The organism is Collinsella sp. An268, assembly GCF_002159765.1.
Classification (GTDB): Bacteria; Actinomycetota; Coriobacteriia; order Coriobacteriales; family Coriobacteriaceae; genus Coprousia.
In genome coordinates this window covers 80,926-105,018 of sequence record NZ_NFJH01000003.1, presented here as the reverse complement: position 1 = coordinate 105,018, position 24,093 = coordinate 80,926, and the positions used below count along the sequence as shown (strand labels likewise).

20 protein-coding genes and 1 tRNA gene are annotated in these 24,093 nt (G+C 65.1%); 18 read left to right on the top strand and 3 right to left on the bottom strand.

The window, feature by feature from the left end; translation table 11 throughout:
- Positions 1–9: 9 nt before the first annotated feature.
- From nuoB to B5F70_RS03455, 9 genes are all read left to right on the top strand, one after another.
- Complete coding sequence (gene nuoB, locus B5F70_RS03495) at positions 10–453, top strand: NADH-quinone oxidoreductase subunit NuoB (RefSeq protein WP_087204180.1); 444 nt, start codon at positions 10–12, stop codon at positions 451–453.
- Positions 454–463: 10 nt separating this feature from the next.
- Positions 464–1,144: an NADH-quinone oxidoreductase subunit C gene (locus tag B5F70_RS03490; RefSeq protein ID WP_087204179.1), complete on the top strand. Its 681-nt coding sequence runs from the start codon at positions 464–466 to the stop codon at positions 1,142–1,144.
- Positions 1,145–1,146: 2 nt separating this feature from the next.
- The gene (locus B5F70_RS03485; RefSeq protein ID WP_087204178.1) at positions 1,147–2,235 is read left to right on the top strand and encodes a nickel-dependent hydrogenase large subunit; all 1,089 of its coding nucleotides are present in this window, start codon (positions 1,147–1,149) and stop codon (positions 2,233–2,235) included.
- A gap of 7 nt (positions 2,236–2,242) precedes the next feature.
- Positions 2,243–2,935 (top strand): 4Fe-4S dicluster domain-containing protein, encoded by a 693-nt coding sequence (locus B5F70_RS03480; protein WP_087204177.1) that lies wholly within the window; start codon positions 2,243–2,245, stop codon positions 2,933–2,935.
- A gap of 513 nt (positions 2,936–3,448) precedes the next feature.
- Entirely contained in the window at positions 3,449–5,314 is a 1,866-nt protein-coding gene (gene asnB / locus B5F70_RS03475) for an asparagine synthase (glutamine-hydrolyzing) (RefSeq protein ID WP_087204176.1), read from the top strand.
- A 269-nt stretch (positions 5,315–5,583) separates the two neighbouring features.
- Positions 5,584–7,203 carry a UDP-N-acetylmuramoyl-L-alanyl-D-glutamate--2,6-diaminopimelate ligase gene (locus tag B5F70_RS03470; RefSeq protein WP_087204175.1) on the top strand — a complete coding sequence of 540 codons (1,620 nt, stop codon included), beginning with the start codon at positions 5,584–5,586 and terminating at the stop codon, positions 7,201–7,203.
- Between the two features lie 125 nt (positions 7,204–7,328).
- Entirely contained in the window at positions 7,329–8,846 is a 1,518-nt protein-coding gene (locus B5F70_RS03465) for a UDP-N-acetylmuramoyl-L-alanyl-D-glutamate--2,6-diaminopimelate ligase (RefSeq protein WP_241145891.1), read from the top strand.
- A gap of 144 nt (positions 8,847–8,990) precedes the next feature.
- Positions 8,991–9,081: transfer RNA gene (locus tag B5F70_RS03460), tRNA-Ser, on the top strand.
- Between the two features lie 128 nt (positions 9,082–9,209).
- Positions 9,210–9,467 (top strand): hypothetical protein, encoded by a 258-nt coding sequence (locus tag B5F70_RS03455; protein WP_087204174.1) that lies wholly within the window; start codon positions 9,210–9,212, stop codon positions 9,465–9,467.
- 396 nt (positions 9,468–9,863) lie between these two features.
- On the opposite strand, the gene gluQRS is transcribed toward B5F70_RS03455, so the two are convergent.
- Together gluQRS and B5F70_RS03440 are read right to left on the bottom strand one after the other, a co-directional pair.
- Positions 9,864–10,823: a tRNA glutamyl-Q(34) synthetase GluQRS gene (gene gluQRS / locus B5F70_RS03445; protein WP_087204173.1), complete on the bottom strand. Its 960-nt coding sequence runs from the start codon at positions 10,821–10,823 to the stop codon at positions 9,864–9,866.
- Positions 10,824–11,015: 192 nt separating this feature from the next.
- On the bottom strand, positions 11,016–11,534 hold the full coding sequence (locus tag B5F70_RS03440) for a ferritin (protein ID WP_087204172.1): 519 nt from the start codon (positions 11,532–11,534) through the stop codon (positions 11,016–11,018).
- 247 nt (positions 11,535–11,781) lie between these two features.
- On the opposite strand from B5F70_RS03440, the gene B5F70_RS10735 reads away from it, so the two are divergent.
- The 5 genes from B5F70_RS10735 to B5F70_RS03415 all read left to right on the top strand — a co-directional run bounded on the left by B5F70_RS10735 (position 11,782) and on the right by B5F70_RS03415 (position 18,108).
- On the top strand, positions 11,782–13,758 hold the full coding sequence (locus tag B5F70_RS10735; RefSeq protein ID WP_087204171.1) for a DUF2207 domain-containing protein: 1,977 nt from the start codon (positions 11,782–11,784) through the stop codon (positions 13,756–13,758).
- Positions 13,759–13,845: 87 nt separating this feature from the next.
- Positions 13,846–15,489 carry a bifunctional phosphoribosylaminoimidazolecarboxamide formyltransferase/IMP cyclohydrolase gene (purH, locus tag B5F70_RS03430; protein WP_087204170.1) on the top strand — a complete coding sequence of 548 codons (1,644 nt, stop codon included), beginning with the start codon at positions 13,846–13,848 and terminating at the stop codon, positions 15,487–15,489.
- A 116-nt stretch (positions 15,490–15,605) separates the two neighbouring features.
- A complete protein-coding gene (locus B5F70_RS03425; protein WP_241145890.1) occupies positions 15,606–16,328 on the top strand; it encodes a hypothetical protein in 723 nt (240 codons plus the stop codon).
- A gap of 52 nt (positions 16,329–16,380) precedes the next feature.
- On the top strand, positions 16,381–17,046 hold the full coding sequence (locus B5F70_RS03420; RefSeq protein WP_087204169.1) for a response regulator transcription factor: 666 nt from the start codon (positions 16,381–16,383) through the stop codon (positions 17,044–17,046).
- A gap of 9 nt (positions 17,047–17,055) precedes the next feature.
- Entirely contained in the window at positions 17,056–18,108 is a 1,053-nt protein-coding gene (locus B5F70_RS03415; RefSeq protein WP_087204168.1) for a sensor histidine kinase, read from the top strand.
- A gap of 153 nt (positions 18,109–18,261) precedes the next feature.
- On the opposite strand, the gene B5F70_RS03410 is transcribed toward B5F70_RS03415, so the two are convergent.
- Entirely contained in the window at positions 18,262–18,699 is a 438-nt protein-coding gene (locus tag B5F70_RS03410) for a universal stress protein (protein ID WP_087204167.1), read from the bottom strand.
- Positions 18,700–18,919: 220 nt separating this feature from the next.
- On the opposite strand from B5F70_RS03410, the gene B5F70_RS03405 reads away from it, so the two are divergent.
- The 4 genes from B5F70_RS03405 to B5F70_RS03390 all read left to right on the top strand — a co-directional run bounded on the left by B5F70_RS03405 (position 18,920) and on the right by B5F70_RS03390 (position 24,057).
- Complete coding sequence (locus B5F70_RS03405; RefSeq protein ID WP_087204166.1) at positions 18,920–19,867, top strand: undecaprenyl-diphosphate phosphatase; 948 nt, start codon at positions 18,920–18,922, stop codon at positions 19,865–19,867.
- Between the two features lie 203 nt (positions 19,868–20,070).
- On the top strand, positions 20,071–20,985 hold the full coding sequence (locus B5F70_RS03400; protein WP_158094921.1) for a PRD domain-containing protein: 915 nt from the start codon (positions 20,071–20,073) through the stop codon (positions 20,983–20,985).
- A gap of 86 nt (positions 20,986–21,071) precedes the next feature.
- Positions 21,072–22,505, top strand: coding sequence for a PTS transporter subunit EIIC (locus B5F70_RS03395; RefSeq protein WP_087204164.1), 1,434 nt, complete (start codon positions 21,072–21,074; stop codon positions 22,503–22,505).
- A 76-nt stretch (positions 22,506–22,581) separates the two neighbouring features.
- Positions 22,582–24,057, top strand: a complete 1,476-nt coding sequence (locus tag B5F70_RS03390) for a M81 family metallopeptidase (protein ID WP_241145889.1) — start codon at positions 22,582–22,584, stop codon at positions 24,055–24,057.
- The last annotated feature ends 36 nt before the right edge of the window (positions 24,058–24,093 follow it).

Sequence of the window (24,093 nt, the reverse complement as noted above, 5' to 3'; positions counted from 1 at the left end):
AGCGCAGCTATGAGCTTTTCATCTAAATCTCCGTGGCTCATCCATTACGACGGGTCGAGCTGCAACGGGTGCGACATCGAGGTCCTCGACTCGATGATGCCGCTCTACGATGTGGAGCGCTTCGGCATCATCAACACGGGTAACCCCAAGCATGCCGACATCTTCCTCATCACCGGTGCCATCAACCACCAAAACGTCAACGTGGTGAAGCACATCTACGAGCAGATGCTCGAGCCCAAGGTGGTCGTCGCCTGCGGCATCTGCGCCTGCACGGGCGGTGTCTTCAAGGACGCCTACAACGTCATCGGCGGTGCCGACAAGGCCATTCCCGTCGACGTGTACGCGCCGGGTTGCGCTGTGCGCCCCGAGACCATCATCGACGCCGTGCTCAAGGCTGTGAAGATCCTGGACGAGAAGGCCGCCAAGATGGGCGCCGCCGAGAAGAATCGATAAGGAGGGGCGGATGTATACCACCGAGTTTGTCGACATTCCGCTGGTCGAGCTGCTCGCCCGCGTGCAGACGCTCAAGCACGAGGGCTTCCGCTTCGTGCAGATGTGCGGCGAGACCACCGAGGCCGGCACCGATTTGCTCTATACGTTCTACGACGAGGTCCGCGACAACGCGCTCAACCTCTGCGTGTACGGCATCGGCGAGGACACCGAGGTGCCCTCGATCCAGGAGCTGTACTTTGCCGCGTTCAGCTACGAGAACGAGACCCACGACCTGTTTGGCGTGCACTTCATCAACATGAAGCTCGACTTTGGCGGTCACTTCTTCAACGTGGCCGAGGAAGCGCCCATGACGGTCATCACCCCCGAGATGAAGGCCGAGCGCGAGAAGCTCGCCAAGCAGCGCGCCGCCGCGGCCGCCAAGGCGCGCAAGGCCGCCGAGGAGAAGCAGGCCGCTGAGGCGGAGGCTGCCGCCGATGCCAAGGAAGCGGCCGTCGCCGCCGGCAAGAGCGCCGGCTCTGTGGGCGATAAGCCCGACCCGGCAGCCGAGGCGCGCTCTGACGCCGATAAGGAGGCCGAGCGCGCCGCCAAGATGGAGGCCAAGCTCGCCGCCATGGACCCCGAGAAGGCCGCTAAGGTTCGCGCCGCGCTTGCCGCCAAGGCTGCCAAGGCCGCGCAGAAAGATGGTGAGTAAGCATGGCAACCCGTTCCGTCATCCCGTTTGGCCCGCAGCACCCGGTGCTGCCGGAGCCCATCCACCTCGACCTCGTCGTTGAGGACGAGAAGGTCGTCGAGGCCATCCCGCAGATCGGCTTCATCCACCGCGGTCTGGAGAAACTCACCCAGAAGCGCGACTACAACCAGTTTGTCTACATCGCCGAGCGCACCTGCGGCATCTGCAGCCACGGCCATGGCTACGGCTACGTGAGCGCCACCGAGAAGCTCCTCGGCATCGAGGTCCCGCGTCGCGTCGACTACATCCGCGACATCCTCGAGGAGCTCACGCGCATCCACTCGCACCTGCTGTGGCTTGGCCTTCTTGCCGACGCCTTCGGCTTCGAGGCGCTCTTTAACCACTGCTGGCGCCTGCGCGAGAACATCCTCGACATCTTCCAGCGCACGTGCGGCGGCCGCATCATCCTGTCCATCCTCGTGGTGGGCGGTCTTGCGCACGACATCGACGACGCCGACCTCAAGGGCATCTGCGACAAGCTCGACAGCATCAAGCGCGACTACCTCGAGATCATGGACACCATGATGAACGACATGTCGGTCAAGAGCCGTCTGTGCGGTGTGGGCGTCATCTCCTACGAGGAGGCGACCGAGCTCTCGATGGTCGGCCCCTTCGCCAAGGGCTCCGGCCTCGTGCACGACATGCGCACGACCGGCTACGGCGCCTACGGTGACCTCGACCACTTCGAGCCCATCATCTCCACCGAGTGCGACTGCTATGCGCGCTGCAAGGTTCGCGCCCAGGAGGTCATCCAGTCCATCGACATCATCAAGGAGTTCGTCTCCAAGATTCCGCACGACGGCATCGGCCAGAAGTCCAAGGCGAAGGTTGTGCCCGAGGGCCAGAGCCACGTGCTTCTCGAGCAGCCCCGCGGCGAGGCGTTCTACTACGTGCGCGGCAACGGCACCAAGTACCTCGACCGCTTCCGCCTGCGCACGCCCACCTCGCAGAACCTGGGCGGCCTGGTGAAGGCGCTGCAGGGCGTCGACCTGGCGGACGTCCCGATGATCATCCTCACGATCGACCCGTGCATCAGCTGCACGGAAAGGTAGGCCGGTAATGGGAACTTTCAAACTGGGCAAGATGACGCTCCGCTCGCTGTTCCACAAGCCGGTGACGGTGCGCTACCCCTACGAGAAGCGCGATATCGAGAACCTCTTCCCGCATATGCGCGGGCATCTTGAGTGCGATATCGACACCTGCATCCTGTGCGGCATGTGCCAGCGCGCCTGCCCGGTGGGCGCCATCACCGTCGACCGCAAGGCCGGCGACTGGAAGCTCGAGCCGTACATGTGCATCAGCTGCGCGAGCTGCACCTACGAGTGCCCCAAGAACTGCCTCTCCATGGGGCTTTGGCCGACGGAGCCCACCGAGGAGCTCTCGACCATAACGCTGCACAAGGACATGCCGGCAAAGCCCGCCGCGAAGGCCGGTGCCGCCAAGGCGGGTGCCGCCGGTGCCGCCGCGAAGCCCAAGCGTGAGCTGACGCCGGAGCAGCAGGCCCGCGTGGAGGCGGCCAAGAAGGCTGCTGCGGCTAAGAAGGCCGCTAAGGCTGCGGGCGATGCCGAGGCCAAACCCGCGACGGATGCCGCCCAGACGGAGAAGCCCGCAGAGGCCCCCGCTGCCGCAGATCCTGCCGAGGCCGAGCGCCAGGCGAAGATGGAGGCCAAGCTCGCCGCCATGGACCCCGAGAAGGCCGCCAAGGTGCGTGCCGCCCTTGCGGCCCGTGAGGGCAAGAAGGCCGCCGAGTAGCTTGTCCGATACCCCCGCGCGCTCGCCGCGCGCGGCCGTACGGGCAGCGGCATAGCGCCGCACCGATAGCGTTGTTTGCGCGGGCGCCGCCGATTCGTGTGAGTCGGCGGCGCCTTTTTGCTACCGGCGCCCCCGAGCCCCCTGTCCGTACCGCCCGCACCTTCTGTCCCTCGGCTTTGTTGCCGTGTGCGGGAATGCCACTTTTGACCTGTCTTGGGGATGCAGGAGTGGCATTCCCGCACACGGGAAAATGAGGGCCGCGCGCGGGAACGCGAGTCCGGGGCCCATGCGCCGGGGGCCGCCGGGCGTGCGGCTCGTTGCCGTGTCGTTTCGGGCGTGTAAGCGAGCGGTTGCCCCAGCGCGGAGATTGCATGCACCTTTCGGCAGCTCCTGATGGTCGTGGTACCCTGATTTGGTTCGATATGCGCGACGGCTTCCCGCCGCAAGCGGGGCAAGCCGGCGCGAACCAGGTAATCTCATGCGCCCGCGAGGGTGCTCCACTGGGGGTTTGCCATGTGCGGATTTGTCGGCTTCACCGGCCAGATCGATAACCGTCAAGAGGTGCTCGACGCCATGATGGCGCGTATCGTGCACCGTGGGCCCGATATGGGCGGCAGTCATTTGACCGACGAGGTCGCGCTCGGGTTCCGCCGCCTCTCGATTCTCGACCTTACCGAGGCGGGCGCCCAGCCCATGGGCAACGCCGACGGAAGCGTCTTTGTGACGTTCAACGGCGAGATCTACAACTTCCAAGAGCTTCGCGCCGAGCTCGAGGGTATGGGTTACACCTTCCACTGCAACGCCGATACCGAGGTGCTCGTCCACGGGTATGAGGCATGGGGCGAGAGCCTCGTCGATCGCCTGCGCGGCATGTACGGCTTTGTGGTCTACGACGCCCGCGCCCACAAGCTCTTCGGCGCGCGCGACATCTTTGGCATCAAGCCGTTCTACTACTATCTTGCCGACGGGCGCGACGGCCGGCCCGACACCGGGGACTTCCTCTTCGGTAGCGAGATCAAGAGCTTCCTCGACCACCCGCATTTCGTCAAGGCGGTCAATCACCGGGCGCTGCGTCCTTACCTCACGTTCCAGTTCCCCGTGACGGACGAGACGTTCTTTGCGGGCGTGTATAAGCTGCCGGCGGCGCACTGCTTCACCTATGACCTCGCCACGCGCAGCCTTTCCGTCCGCCGGTACTGGGACGCCGACTTCTCGGACGACAACTCCAAGACGTTCGACGAGTACGTGGACGAGTGCGACAAGGTGGTGCACGAGAGCGTCGCCGCGCACCGCATCGCCGACGTCAAGGTGGGCTCGTTCCTCTCGGGCGGCGTGGACTCGAGCTACATCGCCGCCTGCCTTATGCCGGACACGACGTTCTCCGTCGGCTTCGACTATAAGGACTTCAACGAGACGAACTACGCGGCCGAGCTTTCCGACAAGCTCGGCATCAAGAACGTCCGCAAGATGATTACGGCCGACGACTTCTTTGGCGCCCTGCCCCAGATCCAATACCACATGGATGAGCCGCAGTCGAACCTCTCGAGCGTGCCTCTGTGGTTCTTGGCCGAGCTGGCGGCGCGAGACGTCACGGTGGTGCTTTCGGGCGAGGGTGCCGACGAGCTCTTCGCCGGCTACGCCTATTACGAGGACGTCCCCTCCATCGCCCGGTACAAGCGCCTGGTGCCGCGCGGTATCCGCCGGGCGCTCGGCAACTTTGTGGCGGATAAGCCCTACTTCCACGGGCGGAACTTCCTTCTCAAGGGCGCCGAGATGCCCGAGAAATGGTTTGTTGGCCAGGCGTACGTCTACCGCAAGGACGAGGCGGACGAGGTGCTCGCGCCCGCCTATTCGGACGGCCCCGACGCCTTCGAGCTCTGCCAGCCCGTATACGACCGCGTCAAGAACTTCTGCCCGCTCTCGCGCCAGCAGTACCTCGATATGAACATGTGGCTGCCGGGCGATATCCTGCTCAAGGCGGACAAGATGTGCATGGCGCACTCGCTCGAGCTCCGCGTACCATTCCTCGATAAGAAGGTGATGGAGTTCGCCGAGCACGTGCCCGCGCGCTTCCGGGTGAACGAGCACGGCAACAAGCAGGTGCTGCGCCATGCGGCCAATCGCTGCCTGCCGGACGAGTGGGCGACGCGCCCCAAGAAGGGCTTCCCCGTCCCGCTCAAGTTCTGGCTACGCGAGCAGAAGTACTACGACTACGTGAAGGAGTACTTCACGGCGCCATGGGCCGCGGAGTTCTTCAACACCGACGCGCTGATGAAGATGCTGGACGAGCATTTTGCCGGTACGGCCCTAAATCAGCGCAAGATCTACACCGCGCTCACGTTCCTCATCTGGTACAAGCGCTACTTTATCGACGAATAGCACCGCAGGCCCGCTTCGGCGGGCCGTTTGCTTTCAGGGCCAGACCTAGCCAAGGTCGCGGGTGAAGGCGCGCGTGAGCCTGCCCGCGGTCGCGGCGCTTCTCGCCGCTTGTTAGTGGGCGTACCGCGACCGGGGGCAAAAACGCGCCGCCGAAAGAAAAACTCTTGGCGAAGTGCCGTTTGAGTTCGCTCTTGGGTATGGTGAGAACGACTGTTGCAACAACACGACTACGCTGAGGGCGTTGGGGGCGTCCCGGCAAGGAGGATGCCATGCCTAAGACCGGTGCTGCCGCCCCGCTCGCCCCTGTGACCCTTTTCGACCTTGCGCAGGCGCTGGCTGCCGAGGATATCGCCGTGCGCGCCGTCGCCGACCCGCTCGTAGCCGTACGCGGGATGTCGGTCGATTCGCGCGCCGTGGAGCCCGGGAACCTGTTTGTGTGCAAGGGGCGTGCGTTTAAGCCCTCCTATCTCGCCGACGCGGTCGCACGCGGCGCCTGCGCCTATCTGGCCGAGGACGACGAGGGCCTGCGCGACCTTGTCGCGGTCGCGCCCGGGGTGCCGCACCTCTCGGTGCAAAACGTACGCCGTGCCATGGCGGCGGTGGCGCCCGTCATCTACCACCATCCCGACCGCGCGCTCACCGTCGTGGGCATCACGGGCACCAAGGGCAAGTCGACCGTCGCCTACATGCTGCACGCCATCCTTGCCGCGGCGGGCGTCGAGGCCTCGGTCCTCGGCTCCATCGAGGCAGACGACGGCGTCGAGCATTTTGAAAGCCATAACACCACGCCCGAGGCGCCCGAGCTCTGGCGCCATCTGCGCAACACCGTCGACGCGGGCCGCCGCGCCATGGTGATGGAGGTGTCGAGCCAGGGCCTCAAGTACGACCGCGTGCGCGGCCTGTCGTTCGATATCGCCTGTTTCCTCAACATCGGGCGCGATCACATATCGGCGCTCGAGCATCCTTCATTTGAGGACTACTTTGCGAGCAAGCTCCGCATATTCGGGCAATGCGAGACCGCCGTGGTCAACCTCGACAGCGATCGGGCGGACGAGATTCTCGCCGCAGCCGAGGACGGTGCGGCGCGCGTGGTCACGCTGCACACCGTCCACGACGCAGCGGCGCCGGCCGAGGGCTCTGGCGGCGCGGCGGGCCGGTCTGCCGAGGTGTCCGTCGAGGGCGCGCGGCCTGCCGACTTCGTGGCGGAGGACCTTCGCGCCTCGGAGGAGGGTATCGCCTTTACCGTGGGCGAGCGCGCTTCAGATGGCACGCTTGCCCGTCATGCCCTCACCGTCGGCGTGCCCGGCTTCTTTAACGTGGACAACGCGCTTGCCGCCTGCGCCATCGCCCGCCTTATGGGCGTCGGCTACGATGCCATCGCCCGCGGCCTCTCCCAGGTGCGCATCCCCGGGCGCATGGAGCTTTTGGGCTCGGCGGACGGGCACGTGCTCGCGCTCGTCGATTACGCGCACAACGAGCTCTCGTTCAAGATGCTGTTCTCATCGGTCAAGCGGCAGTACCCCGGCCGCGGCGTGGTCGCGGTGTTTGGCGCCCCGGGCGATAAGGCGCAGGAGCGCCGCCGCGTGCTGCCGCAGGTGGCGGGGGCCTATGCCGACCTGATCATCTACACCGAGGAGGATCCCGCGCACGAGCGCGTCGAGGATATCTGCGCCGAGCTCGCCGCCCACACGCCGGAAGGCGTCGCCTATAGGGTCATGCCCGACCGTGAGGAGGCGGTGGCATATGCGCTCACCCAGGCGCTCGCCGAGACGCAGCCGTCCATTGTGCTCCTGCTTGCCAAGGGCGACGAGACCAGGCAGCACCGCGGTGATGAGTATCCCGAGGTCAAAAGCGATTTGAGTCTTGCCCGGGAGCTGCTGCAAGGGTAAGGTAGCTCGCAGAGTGAGGGCGTCCGCCCCGGCTGCACGGGCGGGCGCCGCGCGCTGCCGGTCGACTCGCGCCAGGCGGGCCGCCGGCGGCATCAGATTGCCGGGGGCAAGAGGGGAGAGGTACGGTGGCTGCATCGCAGAGGATTCGATCGCTGGGCGAGTATCTCAAGATTCTGCGCGCGCACGACGCGCTCGTCGCAGAGCCGGGCGGAGGCACCGCGTTGGCGGACCTGCCCATCCGCTGGGTGTCGTGCGACTCTAAGGCGGTGCGTCCCAGCACGCTCTTTATCTGCAAGGGCGCATCGTTTAAGCGCGCGTATCTGGTCGAGGCCATCTCCCAGGGCGCCGTCGCCTACATCGCAGAGCGGGACCTCGGCGTGAGCGTGCCGTTTATCCATGCGCGCGACATCCGCCGCGCTCTCGGCATCCTCTCCGACGCCGCCTGGGACCACCCCTCGGGCAGCATCAAGGTATGTGCCTTCACCGGCACCAAGGGCAAGACCACGAGCGTGTTCTACCTGCGGAGCATCTTGGCGGCACGGGCGCGGCGCACAGGCGGGCACGACCCGGCGTACCTCACGGGCGTTACCTATGACGATGGGGTGGAGGCCGGCGAGAGCGTTCTCACCACGCCGGAGGCGCCGGAGCTCGAGCGGCGCATCGCCAACGCCGTCGCCGCCGATCGCGACGTGCTGGTGATGGAGGCGTCGAGCCAGGCGCTCAAGCTGCACCGCACGCTGGGCGTCGAGTTTGCCGTCGGCGCGTTTACCAACTTTGCCGAGGACCACATCTCGCCCATCGAGCACCCCACGGTGGAGGACTACCTCGCCAGCAAGCTCATGCTCTTCCGTAACTGCCGCACCGCGGTCGTCAACCTCGACATGGGCGTGGCGATGCGCGTGTGCGAGGCGGCCGCCTCCTGCGAGCGCGTGCTCACGTACTCGCTCGTCGACGAGGGGGCCGATATCTACCTCGAGCGGTGGGAGCGCACGGCGGAGGGGCTTGCCGCAACCGTGCGAACACCTTGCTTTGCCTGCGACCTCACGCTGCCCACGCCGGCGTATTTCAATCTTGCCAACGCGTTGGGCGCCATCGCGTGCGCCGTGGCGCTGGGCGCTGAGGCGGAGGATATCGTCGCGGGCCTGGCGCATGTGCGCGTGTCCGGGCGCATGGAGGTGTACCCCAGCGCATCGGGCCAGGTGGTGGGCGTCGTCGACTACGCGCATAACGGCATGAGCCTCACGGCGCTGCTTAGCGAGATGCGGGAGAGCTATCCCGACCGCGAGCTCACGGTGGTGTTTGGAGCGACGGGCGGCAAAGGGCTCGACCGCCGCGACACCATGGGCGCCGCAGCGGGCAAGCTCGCCGACCGTATCATCATCACGGAGGACGACCCTGGCCCCGAGGACCCGGCCGACATCTGCGAGGCCATCGCGCGGGCGGTTGAGGCCGAGGGCAACCATGCGTGGGAGATCGTGCTCGACCGGCCGCAGGCCATCGCGCAGGCGGTGGCGGGGGCCAAGCGCCCCGCCGTCGTGGTGGTGACGGGTAAGGGCAACGACGCCTTTATGTTGCGCCGCGGCGTGCGCGAGCCCTATGAGCCGGACGGCGAGCAGCTCTCGCGCCTGCTGGCCGACGCCTAGCGCCGGTATGCATAGCGACTGCGCAAACTAAACGGCCCAATAAAACCAGCCTGTTGCAGCCTGTTGCATTGCGTGCGTTTGGGAAAGTTCTGCGCGCGGCTTGTATTGCGCCCGGTAAGTACGGTATTATGTTTTGCTGCTAACGGAGAGCTGACCGAGAGGCCGAAGGTGCTCGCCTGCTAAGCGAGTATTCCCCTAAAGGGAATCTGGGGTTCGAATCCCCAGCTCTCCGCCAGCCGAATTTGATACGCCCGTTTCCCTGCTGGGAGGCGGGCGTTTTTCGTTATCTGGCCGCAGCAAGAGAAAGGACGGAGGGGGGCATGCGCTCTTTTAAATATTGTCTTACAATAAAGGAGCAGGCATATGGTATTTATTATGGAAAGGATTCATGCTCGCCATCCCGAACTGAGAGCTGAGGACGTTGCACATGCTTGGGAGCACGCCATTGTTTCGGCGGCACGTTCTGATGCAAGGCCATTTGAATATCTTGCGGTTGGTTGTGATACGCGCGGAAGGCTTATCGAAATGGTGGGCAGGGCAAACGAAAACGGCGACTGGGTTATTTGGCATGCCTTTACACCGCCGACGCCCAAAGCACGCCGTGAATTGGGATTGGAGTGATTTTCATGAGCGATGAAAGGCTGCTGCAGAGCATTGGGATGACCGAGGCCGAAGCCGATGCGCGTGGAAAGTCGTACGAAGAGGACACGTGGGACGAAAAGACGCTTTGTAAACCTCGCCGAGGAAGGCCATCGCTTGCCTCTGAAGAAGTTCGGCCCTATACCGTGCGATTCCCCGTATCCCTCATGTCATTTGTAGATGAGCGCGCTCACACCCATGGCTGGACGCGCTCGGAAGAGCTTCGCAATATCGTGCTCCAGGCAAAGGGGCAACACGTAGCGTAGCGGCGCGCTTTCTGCGCACACGTTGAGCGCTCCCGCCTGCGCTTCATTTCATTTCCAGCGACTCTTGTCATTTTTGTCCGCCGAAGAGGCGCTTATTGAAAAGACCTGCTGGTTACTGACAAGAGTCGCTGGTTGTTACTGCGATGTCGCCGCGATGCGCACGGACGAGGTCCCAGCTGAAGAGCTCAGCCAGCTCGCAAGCGCTGCGCGGCTCGGTGTCCGGCGCAAGGCCCGCCACGCCGGCGACCCACCCTAGCAGGCGCTCGGGTGTGCCAAAACGCTCGCGCAGACCCTCCATGTCGAGATCCCGGTCGCGCTTGGAGAGGCGGCGTCCGTCGGGGGCGACCAGAAGCGGCACATGGGCATAGGCGGGCTCTGGGTAGCCAAGCAGGCGCTGCAGATAGATCTGGCGCGCGGAGGAGCTAAGCAGGTCGTGTCCCCGGACCACCTCGGTGACGCCCATCTGCGCGTCGTCAACCACCACGGCAAGCTGATAGGCAAAGACACCGTCGCTGCGACGGACGAGGAAGTCGCCGCAATCGCGGGCGAGGACCTCGGTTTGCGGGCCAAAGACACGGTCGGTAAAGGAAATCGTGCCCGCGGGATCATTCTCGCCAGGCACCATAAGACGCAGCGCCGCGGGGCGCGCGGCGGAGCGCCGCGCGACTTCTTTGGGGGAGAGGTCTCGGCACGTGCCCGCGTAGATGGGCGTGCCGTCGCTTGCATGGGGCGCGCTTGCGGCGTGGAGCTCCGCGCGTGTGCAGAAACACGGGTAGAGCAGGCCAGCGTCGCGGAGTTGGTCGAGGGCGGCATGATACGCCTCAACACGGTCGCGCTGGTAGTAGGGTCCCTCGTCCCAATCGAGGCCGAGCCAGTGCAGGTCGGCGAGCAAGTAGTCTGTCCACGGCCCCGACTGGGTGCGCGGGTCGAGGTCCTCTATGCGCAGCACCATGCGCCCTTCGGCGCTGCGGACCGATAGCCACGCCACGAGTGCGGCGTAGATGTTGCCCAAGTGCATGCGGCCGGAAGGCGTGGGGGCAAAGCGCCCGACTATGTTGGATGAGCTACTCATGGTTAGAGAGTATAGGGGAGCCGCCACGCTCACGGCCAGAGAAGCGCACCGTCATACCTAAGGGCGAGCCGGGCGCCGGCCCACAAACGGCTGGAGCCCCCGGGCCTGCATACCCGGGGGCTCCTGGAAAAGGGGGGGGACAAACCGTGCGGGGGCGGTTAGGGGGGAACCGCCCCCGCTAAGGAAGGGAGGCTACAGCGGAAGCGCGGTCATCTGCGTGTAGACGCGCGTCTGATACTCGCGATCGAGGTCGTAGAGACCCTTGGGATCGCAGCCGAAGAGCTTCATGTTGGTGATCATGTCGCGGGCGTTGGTCTCCTCCTCGCCCTGCTCGCTCACAAACCAGTCGAGGAACTTCATGGTGCGGACGTCGTGCACCTCATGGGCCACTTCGTAGCAGTGGTGGATGAGGCTCGTGACGTACTCCTCATGCTCGAGGCCCGCCTCGAGCGGGGCCAGATCGTTCTCAAACGTCTTGTCCGGCTTGGCGATGGCCTCCATGGTGGGCGTGAAGTCGTTGTCGAGGAGGTAGCGGCGGATGGCCATGGCGTGGTCCATCTCCTCCTTAGCCTGAATCTCGTACCAGTTGGCAAAGCCCTTGAGGCCGCGGTCCTCGTAGTAGTCGGCAAAGGTGAGGTACAGATAGGAGGAGTAGAGCTCCTTGTTGATCTGCTCGTTGAGAACGGACGTAACCTGATCGGTGAGCGCCATGGTGTTCCTTCCCGCGTCGTAGGTATCGAATGCGTTTCCGAGTCGCACTGTTCGTATACCCGTCTGCGGGCGTTCAAACGCATCCACAATTCCCTCACGCGAGACTCACCGTTTCGTCGCAATTGGGCGCGGGGCGGGACGCGCGCCCGCGCGTCCGAGGGACGCTGCGCGCTCGCGGTATGCACGCACGCGTGTCCGCACGTCTCGGTAGAATAGGGGAGACGACGCCGAGAGAAGGGAAGCCGCTATGACGACGAGGCGTGCGACGGGCCGGCAGCCGGGATGGCTCCGAGGCGGACGGGGTCAGCGCCGGATCTGGCTCGCGCTCGCGATTCTTATCGCCGCGCTGGCGTGTGCCCGTCCTGTTTCTGCCCGTGCCTACGAGATGCCGCGCGTCGTTATCGACGCGGTGGTGGGGGCGGACGGCGCGCTCAACATAACCGAGGAGCGTACCTTTGCCTTCGACGACGAGGTCAACGGCGTGTTCTGGACCGTTCCCATCATGCAGAACGAGCAGGGGCGCCCTTCATGGGTGGACGTCGCATCCATTGAGGCCTCGCTCGTGGAGGACGGCTCTGCGCGCGAGCTTGCGCGCACGGGCGAGGCGGAGCCGGGCGACGACGGCGTCTTTACCGTGGCCGAGGAGGATGACAGCCTGCGCATCCAGCTCTTTGCGCCCCATGGGGAGGACACCGAGGCCACCTTCCGCCTCACCTACACGCTCACGGGCGCCGTTATGGCTTGGGCGGACACCGCCGAGCTCTACTGGCAGTTTGTGGGGCCCGATTGGGATGAGCCCGCGCAGAACGTCTCGCTCACGGTGCGGTTTGCCGCGGCGTCCGGTGCGCCGGCGGAGGTCGGTGAGACCTTCCGCGCCTGGGGCCATAGCGATGAGGCGGGCGAGATTGCGCTCGATGCATCCGAACCCTCGGTGACGGCAATGGTGCCGCAGGTGCGCGACGGTTCGTTTGCCGAGGTGCGCGTTGCGTTTCCCCGGGCATGGGTCGCCGGCCTTGCGGCGGTGGGGGATGCGGGGTCGACCGATCGCATGCAGGCCATCCTCGACGAGGAGACAACCTGGGCGGCGGACGCCCAGGCCCGCCGCGAGCAGCAGCGCGCCCTCACCGAGGGAGGCGGAATCGCCCAAGTGGCCCTGCCGGCGGTGCTCTTGGTCGCGGTGCTCGTCTATCGCGCCACGCGCGGCCGGTCGCCCAAGCCCTCGTTTACCGACCAGTTTCTGACCGAGATCCCCTCGAGCGATCATCCCGCTGTGCTCGCGGCCTTTATGGACGACGGCAACGTGGGCGCTCGCGCCTTTACCGTCACGCTGATGAAGCTCACCGACGAGGGCGCGGTGCGGGTGGAGGCGCGCGGTCCAGAGGACGGCCTTATAGGTGAAGCCAAGCGGCCGCACTACGTGCTCGCGCTCGAAAACGCGGCGCACCTCGCCGGGTCGGGCATCGACGCGGCGGCGCTGAGACTCTGCTTCCGCGACGGGCGCACCAAGGTGGACATGGCGAAGCTGGGCGAGACGGACGATGCCCTCGGCATGCAGGCGTATATCAGCGGGTTTACCGACGCCGTCACCCGGGAGCTTGCGGCGCGCGAGCTCACTGCCTCGACGGCGGGGTTCAAGACGGCGACCACCATCGGCTCGGGCGTGCTCTTTGCGGCGTCGCTCATCCTGCTCATCATGACGGACGCGGCGACGTTTGCGCCGTTTTGCATCGGGTTTGCCCTCTTGGTCGGGGCGCTCATCGTCGCCTATACCTGCCGCACCGCAACGCAGGCGGGCGCAGAGCTCAAGGCGCGCTGCGAGGCGTTTCGCGCCTGGATCGAGACGACCGCTGAGCGCGGCGAGCTGCTGGGTATCGCGCGTGCGGAAGAGCGGCGCCTCCTCATCGCCGCGGTGGCGGTAGGCGTAGACGAGGGCGTGCTGCGCCGGATCACGGCGAGCCCCGAGCCGGTGGGGGCCGCCGCGGCGAGCGGGTATGCCGCGGCAACGGCCACGGCTGACGGCTTTGACTATCCCTATCCGCTCATGTGGTGGTTCTGGCCGTGGCATGGGTACCGCACATCACTGTGGCAGACGACGGACTCCTCGTTTGAGGGGGCGACGTCGCTCGCGGCGAGCGCTCAAGACGCTTCGGCGGAGGGTCTCGGCGGCGGTTTTTCCGTTGGCGGCGGCGGAGGCGTCGGCGGCGGAGGCGGCGGCACGTTCTGAGGTGCGGCTGGGGCGCGGTTGCGCTACATTTAAGAGACTGCTTTCGCGACATCGCACAGGGCGGGTCGGTAAGGGCGAGGAGGACATATGGGAACGGAGCGGAAGATCGCGCGTGCGCTGATCTCGGTGACCGACAAGACGGGCGTGGTTGACTTTGCCCGCGCGTTGGTGGATGAGTTTGGGGTCGAGGTCATCTCCACGGGAGGTACGGCCAAGGCGATTGAGGACGCGGGCGTTCCCGTCACCCCCATCGAGGACTTCACCGGCTTCCCCGAGATGATGGACGGTCGCGTGAAGACCCTGCACCCCAAGGTGCACGGCGCTCTGCTGGCGCGCCGCGACTCCGCAGAGCACATGGCGCAGGCGGCCGAGCACGGTATCGAGCTCATCGACCTCGTGGTCGTGAACCTCTACGAGTTTGAGAAGACCGTCGCCGCGCCCGACGTCACGTTTGCCGATGCGATCGAGCACATCGATATCGGCGGCCCGTCGATGCTGCGTTCCGCCGCCAAGAACAACGATGCGGTGACCGTGGTGTGCGACCCGGCCGACTACGACGCCATCCTCGAGGAGATGCGCCTGCACGAGGGCGCCACGCTGCGCTCCACGCGCCGCCGCCTCGCCGCCAAGGTCTACACGCGAACCGCGGCCTACGACTCCGCCATCTCCACGTGGCTGAACGACTACCTCGCCGCCGAGGAGCCCGCCGTTGCCGCCGCCGCAGGCGAGGAGGGCTTCCAGACGCCCGAGGTGCTCGTCGTGAACCTTGCCAAGACGCAGGACCTGCGCTACGGCGAGAACCCGCATCAGGCGGCGGCGGTCTACCGCTTTGCCGACGAGTTCTCGGTCAACGGCTCCTCCGCCAACCCGCTCGTGGGTGCCGAGCAGATTCAGGGCAAGCCGCTCTCGTACAACAACTTCCTCGATGCCGACGCCGCGTGGAATGCGGTGCGCGAGTTTGACGATCCGGCCGTCGTCATCCTGAAGCACCAGAACCCGTGCGGCTCCGCGGTGGCCGAGGATGTCACGACCGCCTACGACCGCGCGTTCGCCTGCGATCCCAAGAGCGCCTTCGGCGGCATCATCGCCGTCAACCGCGAGGTGCCGCTTTCGCTCGTCGAGCACTTCGCCGACCAGAACAAGCAGTTCGTCGAGGTCCTTATCGCCCCGAGCTACACGCCCGAGGCGCTTGAGCGCCTTGCCAAGCGCGCCAACCTGCGCGTGCTCGCCACCGGCGGCGCCGAGGGCCACGCGCGCCTCGAGGTCCGCTCGGTAGACGGCGGCATGCTGCTGCAGCAGGTCGACACCGTCGAGGAGGACCCCGCGACCTTTACCTATCCCACCGAGCGCAAGCCCACCGATGCCGAGATGCGCGATCTGCTCTTTGCGTGGCGCGTCGTGAAGACGGTCAAGTCCAACGCCATCCTCATCGCCAAGAACGAGGCGGGTATCGGCATGGGGCCCGGGCAGCCCAACCGCGTCGACTCGGCGCTGCTCGCATGCGAGCGCGCGGAGGACGCCTGCGACCGCATGGGCGTCGAGAAGGGCGGCTTCGCCTGCGCGAGCGACGCGTTCTTCCCGTTCCGCGACAACGTCGACGTGCTCGCGGCGCACGGCGTGACCGCCATCATCCAGCCGGGCGGCTCGGTGCGCGATGACGAGTCCATCGAGGCGTGCAACGAGCACAACATCGCGATGGTGTTTACGGGCACGCGCCATTTCCGTCACTAACGTTTGCGGCGCCAAGCGCCTCCAACCGATGCCAGGCAAGGCGCCCCGGGTCCGTTGGCCTGGGGCGCTTGTTGCATCGGAGGGACCGTGGGGTGCCTGAGCAGAAGGAGCAGCATATGGAGCCGGACAAGACCCCAGACGCCGGCGAGGGGCGGTGCGCGGTACCCCCGCAGGCGGCGTGCGATGCGGCCCGTGCGCCGGAGAGCGGCTTTGAGTTGGGCGAGCCCGCGCTCGTCTGCCGGTGGCGCCTCACGAAGCGGCGCGTACCGCTTCTCAACCGTCATATCCGCGCGCTGGCAGCGCGCCGCATTCAGGGCGCGCCGGTTGGCCGCGGTCTTCTCTCGTGGGCAAAGCAGCACGTCGAGTGGTCGCTTGCCGATGACACGACGGTTGCCGTGCCGGACGACGGCGTGCTCATGCTCGTCATCGATACGGCGGGCCAGGCCGCGATGTCGACCGGCCCGTACGAGCGACTCGCCTCGACCGCGCGCGAGGCGCTCATCTACCGCGCGCTCGACGCGCATCGCGAGGCGGACCGCACCGGCGTTGCCCCCGAGGTGCTTGCCGCCCACCGCGCCGGCGCGCTCGTGTTAGGGGTGGGTGCCGAGGACCCGCTTGCCGGCGTCGCCTCGCTGGCGGCGCAGCTGGCAGAGGCGCGCGGGGTGCGCATCGAGCGCGACCCGGCGCTGCCGTATCGGGCGCTCGCCGGCGCCTGCGCGGGTGCGCTTCTGCTCCTCTCCGACGAGCACGGGGTAGTGGCGGCCGGGGATGCGCCCGACGTCCCGGCAGACGACCTCGTGGACCTGCTGGTAGCGGGGTACGAGAAGCTTCGCGGGTGACGCGGCAGCGTTTTGGTAAGACCTGCGGAGCCCCGGCAAGAAAGGCGGTCACATGGCGCTCATCTATGTGGTAGAAGACGATGCCGCGATCCGCGGCGAACTCGTGGAGGTGCTCGAGCGCAACGGCTTTGAGGTCGCTGCCGCTACCGCATTCGACCACGTGGTCGAGGACATCATCGCCGCCCAGCCGGCACTCGTGCTGCTCGACCTCACCCTGCCCGGCACCGACGGCCAGTTTATCTGCCGAGAACTCCGGGCCTCCTCCGATGTCCCCCTTATCGTGCTCACGAGCCGGGTGACCGAGATCGACGAGGTCATGAGCATGACCATGGGCGCGGACGATTTCATCGCCAAGCCGTATCGCGCCCGGGTGCTCGTGGCGCGCATCCAGGCGCTTCTGCGCCGCACCTCGGATGCGGAGGGCAAAAGCACGCTCGAGCACAACGGCCTCACCCTCGATCTTTCGCGCTCGGTCGCGCGCGCGGCGGGCGGCGAGGTCGAGCTCACCAAAAACGAGATGCGCATTCTGGCGCTCCTCATGCGGCGTGCCGGCACCATCGTCTCGCGCGAGGCTCTCATGCGCGACCTGTGGGATTCCGACGCGTTTGTGGACGACAATACCCTCACCGTCAACATCAACCGCCTGCGCGCCACGCTCGAGAAGATCGGCGTCTCGGGATACCTCACGACGCACCGCGGCCGCGGGTATGCGGTGTAGGGGGCGCGTATGAGCGTGGGGTCCTATCTGCGCGACACGCTGCTCGTGTGGGGCGCGCTGGCGGTGGGCGACGCACTCGTCCTCTTTGTCCTGGTGGCGGCGGGGACAAACCCGTACATCGTGGTGCTCGTCGCTGCGGCGCTCGTGGCTGCGGCAATTGCGGCGGGCTCCGTCTCCTACCTGCGCAAGCGCGCGTTCTATCAAGACCTCGCCACGGCGGCCGAGGGCGACGTCGAGCCGCGCCTGGTGGCCGAGATCGTCGCTCGCCCGGACTTCTTGGAGGGCGCACTCGTCTACGATGCCCTGCGGGCGATCGCGAAGGCGGCCAACGATGACGAGGCGGCCCAGCGCCGGCAGCTCGTGGAGTACCGCGAGTATATCGAGACCTGGGTGCACGAGGCCAAGTCGCCTCTCGCCGCCGCGCACCTGATGCTCGAGAATCTCGAAGACGACGCCCGGGGCGCCATCGACTATGACCGGCTGACGGCGGTGGGCGATGAGCTGCGGCGTGTCGAGGGCTATATCGAGCAGGCGCTCTTTTACGCGCGCTCCGAGGCGGTCGACCGCGATTACCTCATCCGCAAGTACAACCTCAAAGAGCTGGTCAACGCCGCGCTAAAGGCAAATGCGCCTGCGCTCATCGCCGCGCACGTGACGCCGGTGGAGCGAGGGCTCGATTACGCCGTCTTTACGGATGAGAAGTGGATCGAGTTCATCCTCGGCCAGATTGTGCAGAACAGCGTCAAGTATGCAGCGGCAGAACGGCCGACCATCACCTTCTCCGGCCGCCTCGTGGACGCGGGGCGCGCGACCGAGGCCGTGGAGCTCGAGATCGCCGATAACGGCTGCGGCGTGTCAGAAGCCGACCTGCCGCGCGTGTTTGAGAAGGGGTTCACGGGAGAGAACGGGCGCACGGGCAAGCGCTCGACGGGCATCGGCCTCTACCTCGTCAAACGCCTCTGCGACAAGATGGGCGTATCCATCGCGGCGGCGAGCGCGCCGGGCGCGGGCTTTACCGTGACGCTGCGGTTCTCTACCAACAAGTTCCAGTATTTCGAATAGGGGCGGCGCGGCGCCAGGTGGCTGCCGTGCGGCCGCGGTGCGCGCCGGTAAAAACGAAGAGAGGGACGCGTGGGCGCCCCTCTCGGCGAGAAACCAGAGCATCCGCCCTCTTTGGGCATGCGCCGGCACGTGCGTTGCCCGATGGCAGGCTCGCTACTTGACGACGAGGATGTCGCACTCGGTGGAGCGGAGCAGGAACGTCGAGATTGAACCCAGAAGGGCGTACTTGATCGACGACAGGCCGCGGGCGCCGCACATTACGAGGTCGGGTTCCACCACATCGAGCATCTCGTCCTTGAGCGTCTCGCGGATGCGCCCGGCGCGAATCATAATCTCGACCTCGGCGATATCCGGATTCTGCTTGGCCTCCTCGACCTGCGCCGCGATGGAGTTGCGGAACGCCTCCTCGAGCCCCTTGACGAGGTCTGCCGGGTAGGCGCCGGCGGATTCGAGCGCCGTCGAGTCGATAACGTGGCCGATGATGAGCTTGGCGCCGTTGTTCGCCGCAACCTTGATGGCGCGCGCGAGAACGAAATCCTGTTGCTCGGTGCCGTCGAGCGCCACGAACACCTTCGAATAGCCTTCCTTCATACGAGCCTCCCTCTATCGTGCGGCGGCCCTGCGCCGCCAGCGGTTACCTGCCGACGTTATACCCCTAATGCGTGCAACCGTTCTTATGTTTCCGTGAACGTGGAACTCTGAGCGCCGGACGTCGCGCGGCCGGGTCGATAATGGCTTGCAGCCGCGTTGCCGGCGCCGTGATGGCGCGCCCGGGCGAGCGGCACGGTTGTTGCTGCGATAGGGGAGGCGTATGGATCCCATCGAATTGCTTAAGTCGGCGTTCCTCGGGCTGGTAGAGGGTATTACCGAGTGGCTGCCCATCTCGAGCACGGGCCACATGATCTTGGTGGACGAGTTCATGAAGCTGAACGTCTCCACCGAGTTCATGAACATGTTCCTCGTCGTGATCCAGCTCGGCGCCATCCTTGCCGTCTGCGTGCTGTTCTTCCACGACCTCAACCCCTTTAGCCCGCGCAAGGGCAAGGAGGGCCGCCGCGCCACGTGGGCTCTCTGGGGCAAGATCGTGCTCGCCTGCCTGCCGGCGGCGATCATCGGCATCCCCCTCGACGACTTCATGGAGGAACACCTCTATAACGGTACGGTGGTGGCGCTCGCGCTCATCGTCTACGGCATCGCCTTTATCGCTATCGAGCTGTGGCGCAAGCGCGCGCTTCCTGCGCGTCTCGCGGCGGCCTCGACGGTGCCGGGCGGACGCCCGGCGGGTGCGCACTTTGCGACGCCGGCGGCTGCCGATGCCTCTGACTTCGCAGATGATACGGACTTCGGTGCCATCGCCCGCGTGGAGGACCTGCCTGTAAAGACCGCATTTGGCATCGGTTGCTTCCAGGTGCTCTCGCTCATCCCCGGCACGTCGCGCTCCGGGTCGACCATTATCGGCGGCCTGCTGCTCGGCTGCACGCGCTCGGTGGCCTCCAAATTCACGTTCTTCTTGGCCATCCCCGTGATGTTCGGCGCGAGCGCGCTCAAGCTCGTCAAGTACGTAGTGCTGGACGGTGGCACGTTTGGCACGGGCGAGCTCGCCATCATGGGCGTCGGCTGCCTTGTGGCCTTTGTGGTGTCGCTTGTCGCCATCAAATGGCTCATGGGCTTCGTGCGCAAGCACACCTTCATCGCGTTCGGCGTCTACCGTATCGTGCTCGGCGCTATCGTTCTCGGGTATTTCCTGTTAGTTGCCTAAGGGCTGCGCTCCAGCGCCCCAATCGGTGGGGGCGGCAGATTCGATTATTTCGTTTCTGATTACTCTGGACGCACTGCGTGGGATTAGTTTATGATGCTCGCAGAGTGTCACCTGGAAATCCCAGGGCATCATCAACGGCAATCCGTTGCGGTTGGTCATGCCCTGGGATTTTTTTATCTCGCGGAGTCGGGGGGAGGGTGTTCGTGCGCGTCATCAGCAGGCTCAACAACAACGTGGTGCTTTGCCGGGACGACGATGGCAGACAGGTTATCGCCATCGGCCGCGGCCTGGGCTTCATGACGGATGGCGAAGAGGTCGATCTGACGCGCATCCAGCGGACCTTCTACGATGCAAATCCCCAGGGCTGGACGTTTCTCGACGAGCTGAACGGAGAGATACTGGGATTTGCCGCCCAGATGACGGACCTCGTACGTGATTGGCTTCCGTATCCGCTGAGCCCCAACTTCACCTTCATCCTGGCCGATCACCTTGCTTTTGCCATCAAGCGCATGAACGAGGGCATTCGTGTCCGCATGCCGCTCTCCTACGACGTTGAGCAGCAGTTTCCCGAGGAGTACCGGATAGGCCGCTTCATCTGCAACCGGCTGCTGAAAACCTACGATGTGCGGTTGCCGGATACCGAGGTGACGGGCATAGCGCTTTGCTTTGCGAACAACGCGCTTGCTACGGGCGGCACCTATCAGGCGGAGGGAAATGCGGGCGGAGCGGCCTCGATGCCGTTCGACGAGGTGCTCGAGCGCTGCGTGGCCATCGTCGAAAACGCGCTTGGGGTTTGTATCAACCGGTCAGATTTCAATTTCAGCAGGTTCGCTACCCACCTGCAGTATCTGTACAACCGCGTCCTCGAGGGGGCTCCGCTTGAGGACGGCGGCGTGGGCTCATTCGTATCGATGCGCGAGCAGCTCCCTGACATCGCCGAGGCGACCGACGGGGTCGTGCGCCTCTTTCACGACGAGCTGGATGCGTCCCTTACTGAAGAAGAATGCTTCTATCTCATGCTTCATATCAATCGCATGTGCTCGAAGAGCAGGGCGGACTCGACGCCTAAGGTGGACGCCGAGCGGGCAGCCGAAGGAAGGCCCTGCGAGAAGACCTAAGCGCTGATATCGCGGCGGCGCCACGGCGCGCATGGTGCCGCCGTCACCGATATCGATTGTCCGAACGGAACATAAGGAGGAGCGATATGTCAAAGTACTCCGAGATAGGCGGGAAGATCCTGGCCGCCGTCGGCGGGAAGGATAACATCAGCCAGTTCAACCACTGCGTTACGCGCCTGCGTTTTATCTTGAAGGATAGGAGCCGGCTCGATGAGGCGGCGCTCAAGAAGATCGGCGGCGTTCTCGGAACCCAGTGGGCGGGGGAGCAGCTGCAGGTCATCGTCGGGCAGACGGTTGAGGAGATATACGACGCGATATGCGAGCTGGGCGGCCTCAAGCGCGAGGCGGCCATCGATGAGAATCTGGACGGCGCCCTGGGCAGACAGAAGCTTACGCCCCGACAAGTGCCCGGCGCGATGCTCCGGACGCTTCAAGGCTGCGTGTTCCCGGTCATTCCGATCATCATCCCCGCCGGCTTGTGCACGCTGTTCGCCTCGATGCTCGGCCCGAATCTTTTCAACATCCTTCCGGCGGACCACGACCTGATCACGCTCTTCACGTTTGTGGGAAACGCCGGCATGTACTTCATTCCCATCTTCATGGCATGGAGTGCTGCGAAGTACTTCAATACGAGCATACCGTGCGCGCTCTTTTTGGCCGCGGTTCTTGTGCACCCCACGCTGCTGCAGATCGTCTCGGACGGGCAGCAGTTCACGGTGTACGGCATCCCCATGACGCCCGTTACCTATACGAACCAGTTCCTGCCGAGCATCGTATCGGTGTGGATTATGAGCTACGTGTACGGTTTTCTGCGCAAGCACATGCCTGAGTCGCTGCGGTATGCGTTCCTCCCGCTTTTCACGTTGCTGATCATGCTGCCCATCACCCTGTGCGCCATTGGCCCCCTGACCACGGCGTTCGGAAACGCCATCAGCGCGGTCGCCACCTGGATCGCCAACGTTGCCGGGCCGGTCGCCATCGGCCTCATCGGCGGACTGTGGTACTTCCTGGTCGCATTCGGCATGGATAAGGCGATCACCCCCATCGTGATGCAGAACTTCACCCAGTTCGGTTATGACAACCTCTTCTGGTGCAGCGCCATCTTCGGCACCTATGCGCTGATCGGTATCGCGCTCTCCAGCGTACTGCGCTGGAAAGGTGAGCGTCGCGCGATGGCGATCTCCAACGCGGTGACCATCGCCCTCGGTGGCGTCTCGGAGCCCACGCTGTATGCCAGCGTGCTTCCCTTTAAGGTGAACATGGTCGCGCTCTTCCTCGGTGGGTTCGCCGGCGGGATAATCGGAGGCATTTTCAGCTGCAAGGCATGGACCATCGGGACCGGCAACGTACTCTTCGCCGCGGTGTTCGCGGGAGGCGACGGTGCGTCCGTCGTCCCGGGAACGATCGCCTGCGTCGTCTCGCTTGTCGTGGGCTTTACGATCTCGTTCGTGGGCGGCAAGCTCATCAAGGAGAACGAGGAGGAAGAAGCTGAAGAGGAGGAGCTTGCCGCCGAGGCCTAGCGGTCGGCGGCGGTCGAGCGTCTATCGTTTCAGTGCCGTGCGGGCGCGGGGCCTGCCGGGCGTGTGAAGGAGGAATATGGCGATGAACGTTTTCGTCGCGCATCTTACGGCCGAATGCAACGAGCACGTATCCAAGGACGCCGAGATCGGAGACTTTCTGCTGCGATACGGGGACGCGTGCATAGACGCGCTGGATGTCCGAGATATTTTCGAGGACGCGGGGATCGGGATCGTGCCCTCGCTTTTCGCCGCGCTTCATCCCAGCGGCATGATCGCCCGCGAGGCGTTCGATTATATCGCCTCGAAGATTCTCGGCGAACTCAAGGGGCATCTATCTGAAATCGATGGTATCTACCTGCAGTTTCATGGAGCGAGTGGCGTGCGTGGGCTCGAGGCGGTCTCTGCCGAGCACTATCTGGTGCAGCGCATGCGGGATATCGTCGGCGTCCACATGCCCATAGCGATGGTTATGGACCCGCACGGAAACGTGACCGCGGAACTGGTCGGCCGGCTGAACATCGTGCGATGCTACCGCGAGTCGCCGCACATCGATACTGTTGAGACGGAGCGCCTCGTAGCCCGAAAGCTCGTCGACCTCATGCAGCACCGTCGCCCCATGCACCCGGTGATGCGCAAGCTTCCCATCATGGTCGGCGGGGAGCGCAGCGTCTCCGCAATGGAGCCGATGCGCTCGATCAACCGCATGCTCGATGAGGCGGAGCAGGACCCGCGGGTCTTCTCGAGCTCTTATCACGTCGGCTACATCCGGCACGATGACGATAAGCTCGGCGCCGCCGTGGTGGTCGTTCCCAATCGGCCCGAGGATCGTGCCCATTGCGCGGAGGTGGCGGAGGAGATTTCCGCGTATGCGTGGGAGCATCGCCACGAGTTCACCTTCACGGGTAATTTCGGCGAGCCCGATGAGTCGGTGCGCGACGCGGTCGCCTTCGAGGGGAAGACGGCAGTGATCACGGATTCGGGAGATAACTGCGGAGCGGGCGGCGCCGGTCACAACACGGTGCTCCTGAGGGAGCTTCTCGCCCAGGACCTTCGGGGCAAGTCGGTTTTGGTTGCCGGCATAAACGACCCTGCCGCATGCGCGTATCTGGGGGCGTTCGGCGAGGGCGACGCGGTTTCCTTTGACTTGGGTGTCGGTGAGGATGAGCTCTCCGCCCCGGTGCACATCAGCGGGACACTCAAGGTGTCGGGTGACGCCCTGATGGGCCTCGGTAGGATTAGGCGAGTGGGCGACAGCCATATCGTCTCGATCGGCGGCACCGGCATCGATGTGCTGGTCATGGATCGCAACGTTCAGTATGGGACCATGGAGCAGTTCAAGGGTGCCGGGGTCGACTTCCACGATTATGACATCGTAGTGGTCAAGATGGGGTATCTGGACACCTATCTCATCCCAGAGACCGCCTATCACACGATGGCGCTGACGAACGGTCCTACGATTCAGCGTTCGGAGAACATTCCGTTCAAGCGGATTTTCCGTCCCATGTGGCCGCTGGACGATATGGACGGGCTCGTCTACATCGAACAGTGCTAGCCGCCGTCGATTGCTGAGGGCGCGCTTCGATCTTCG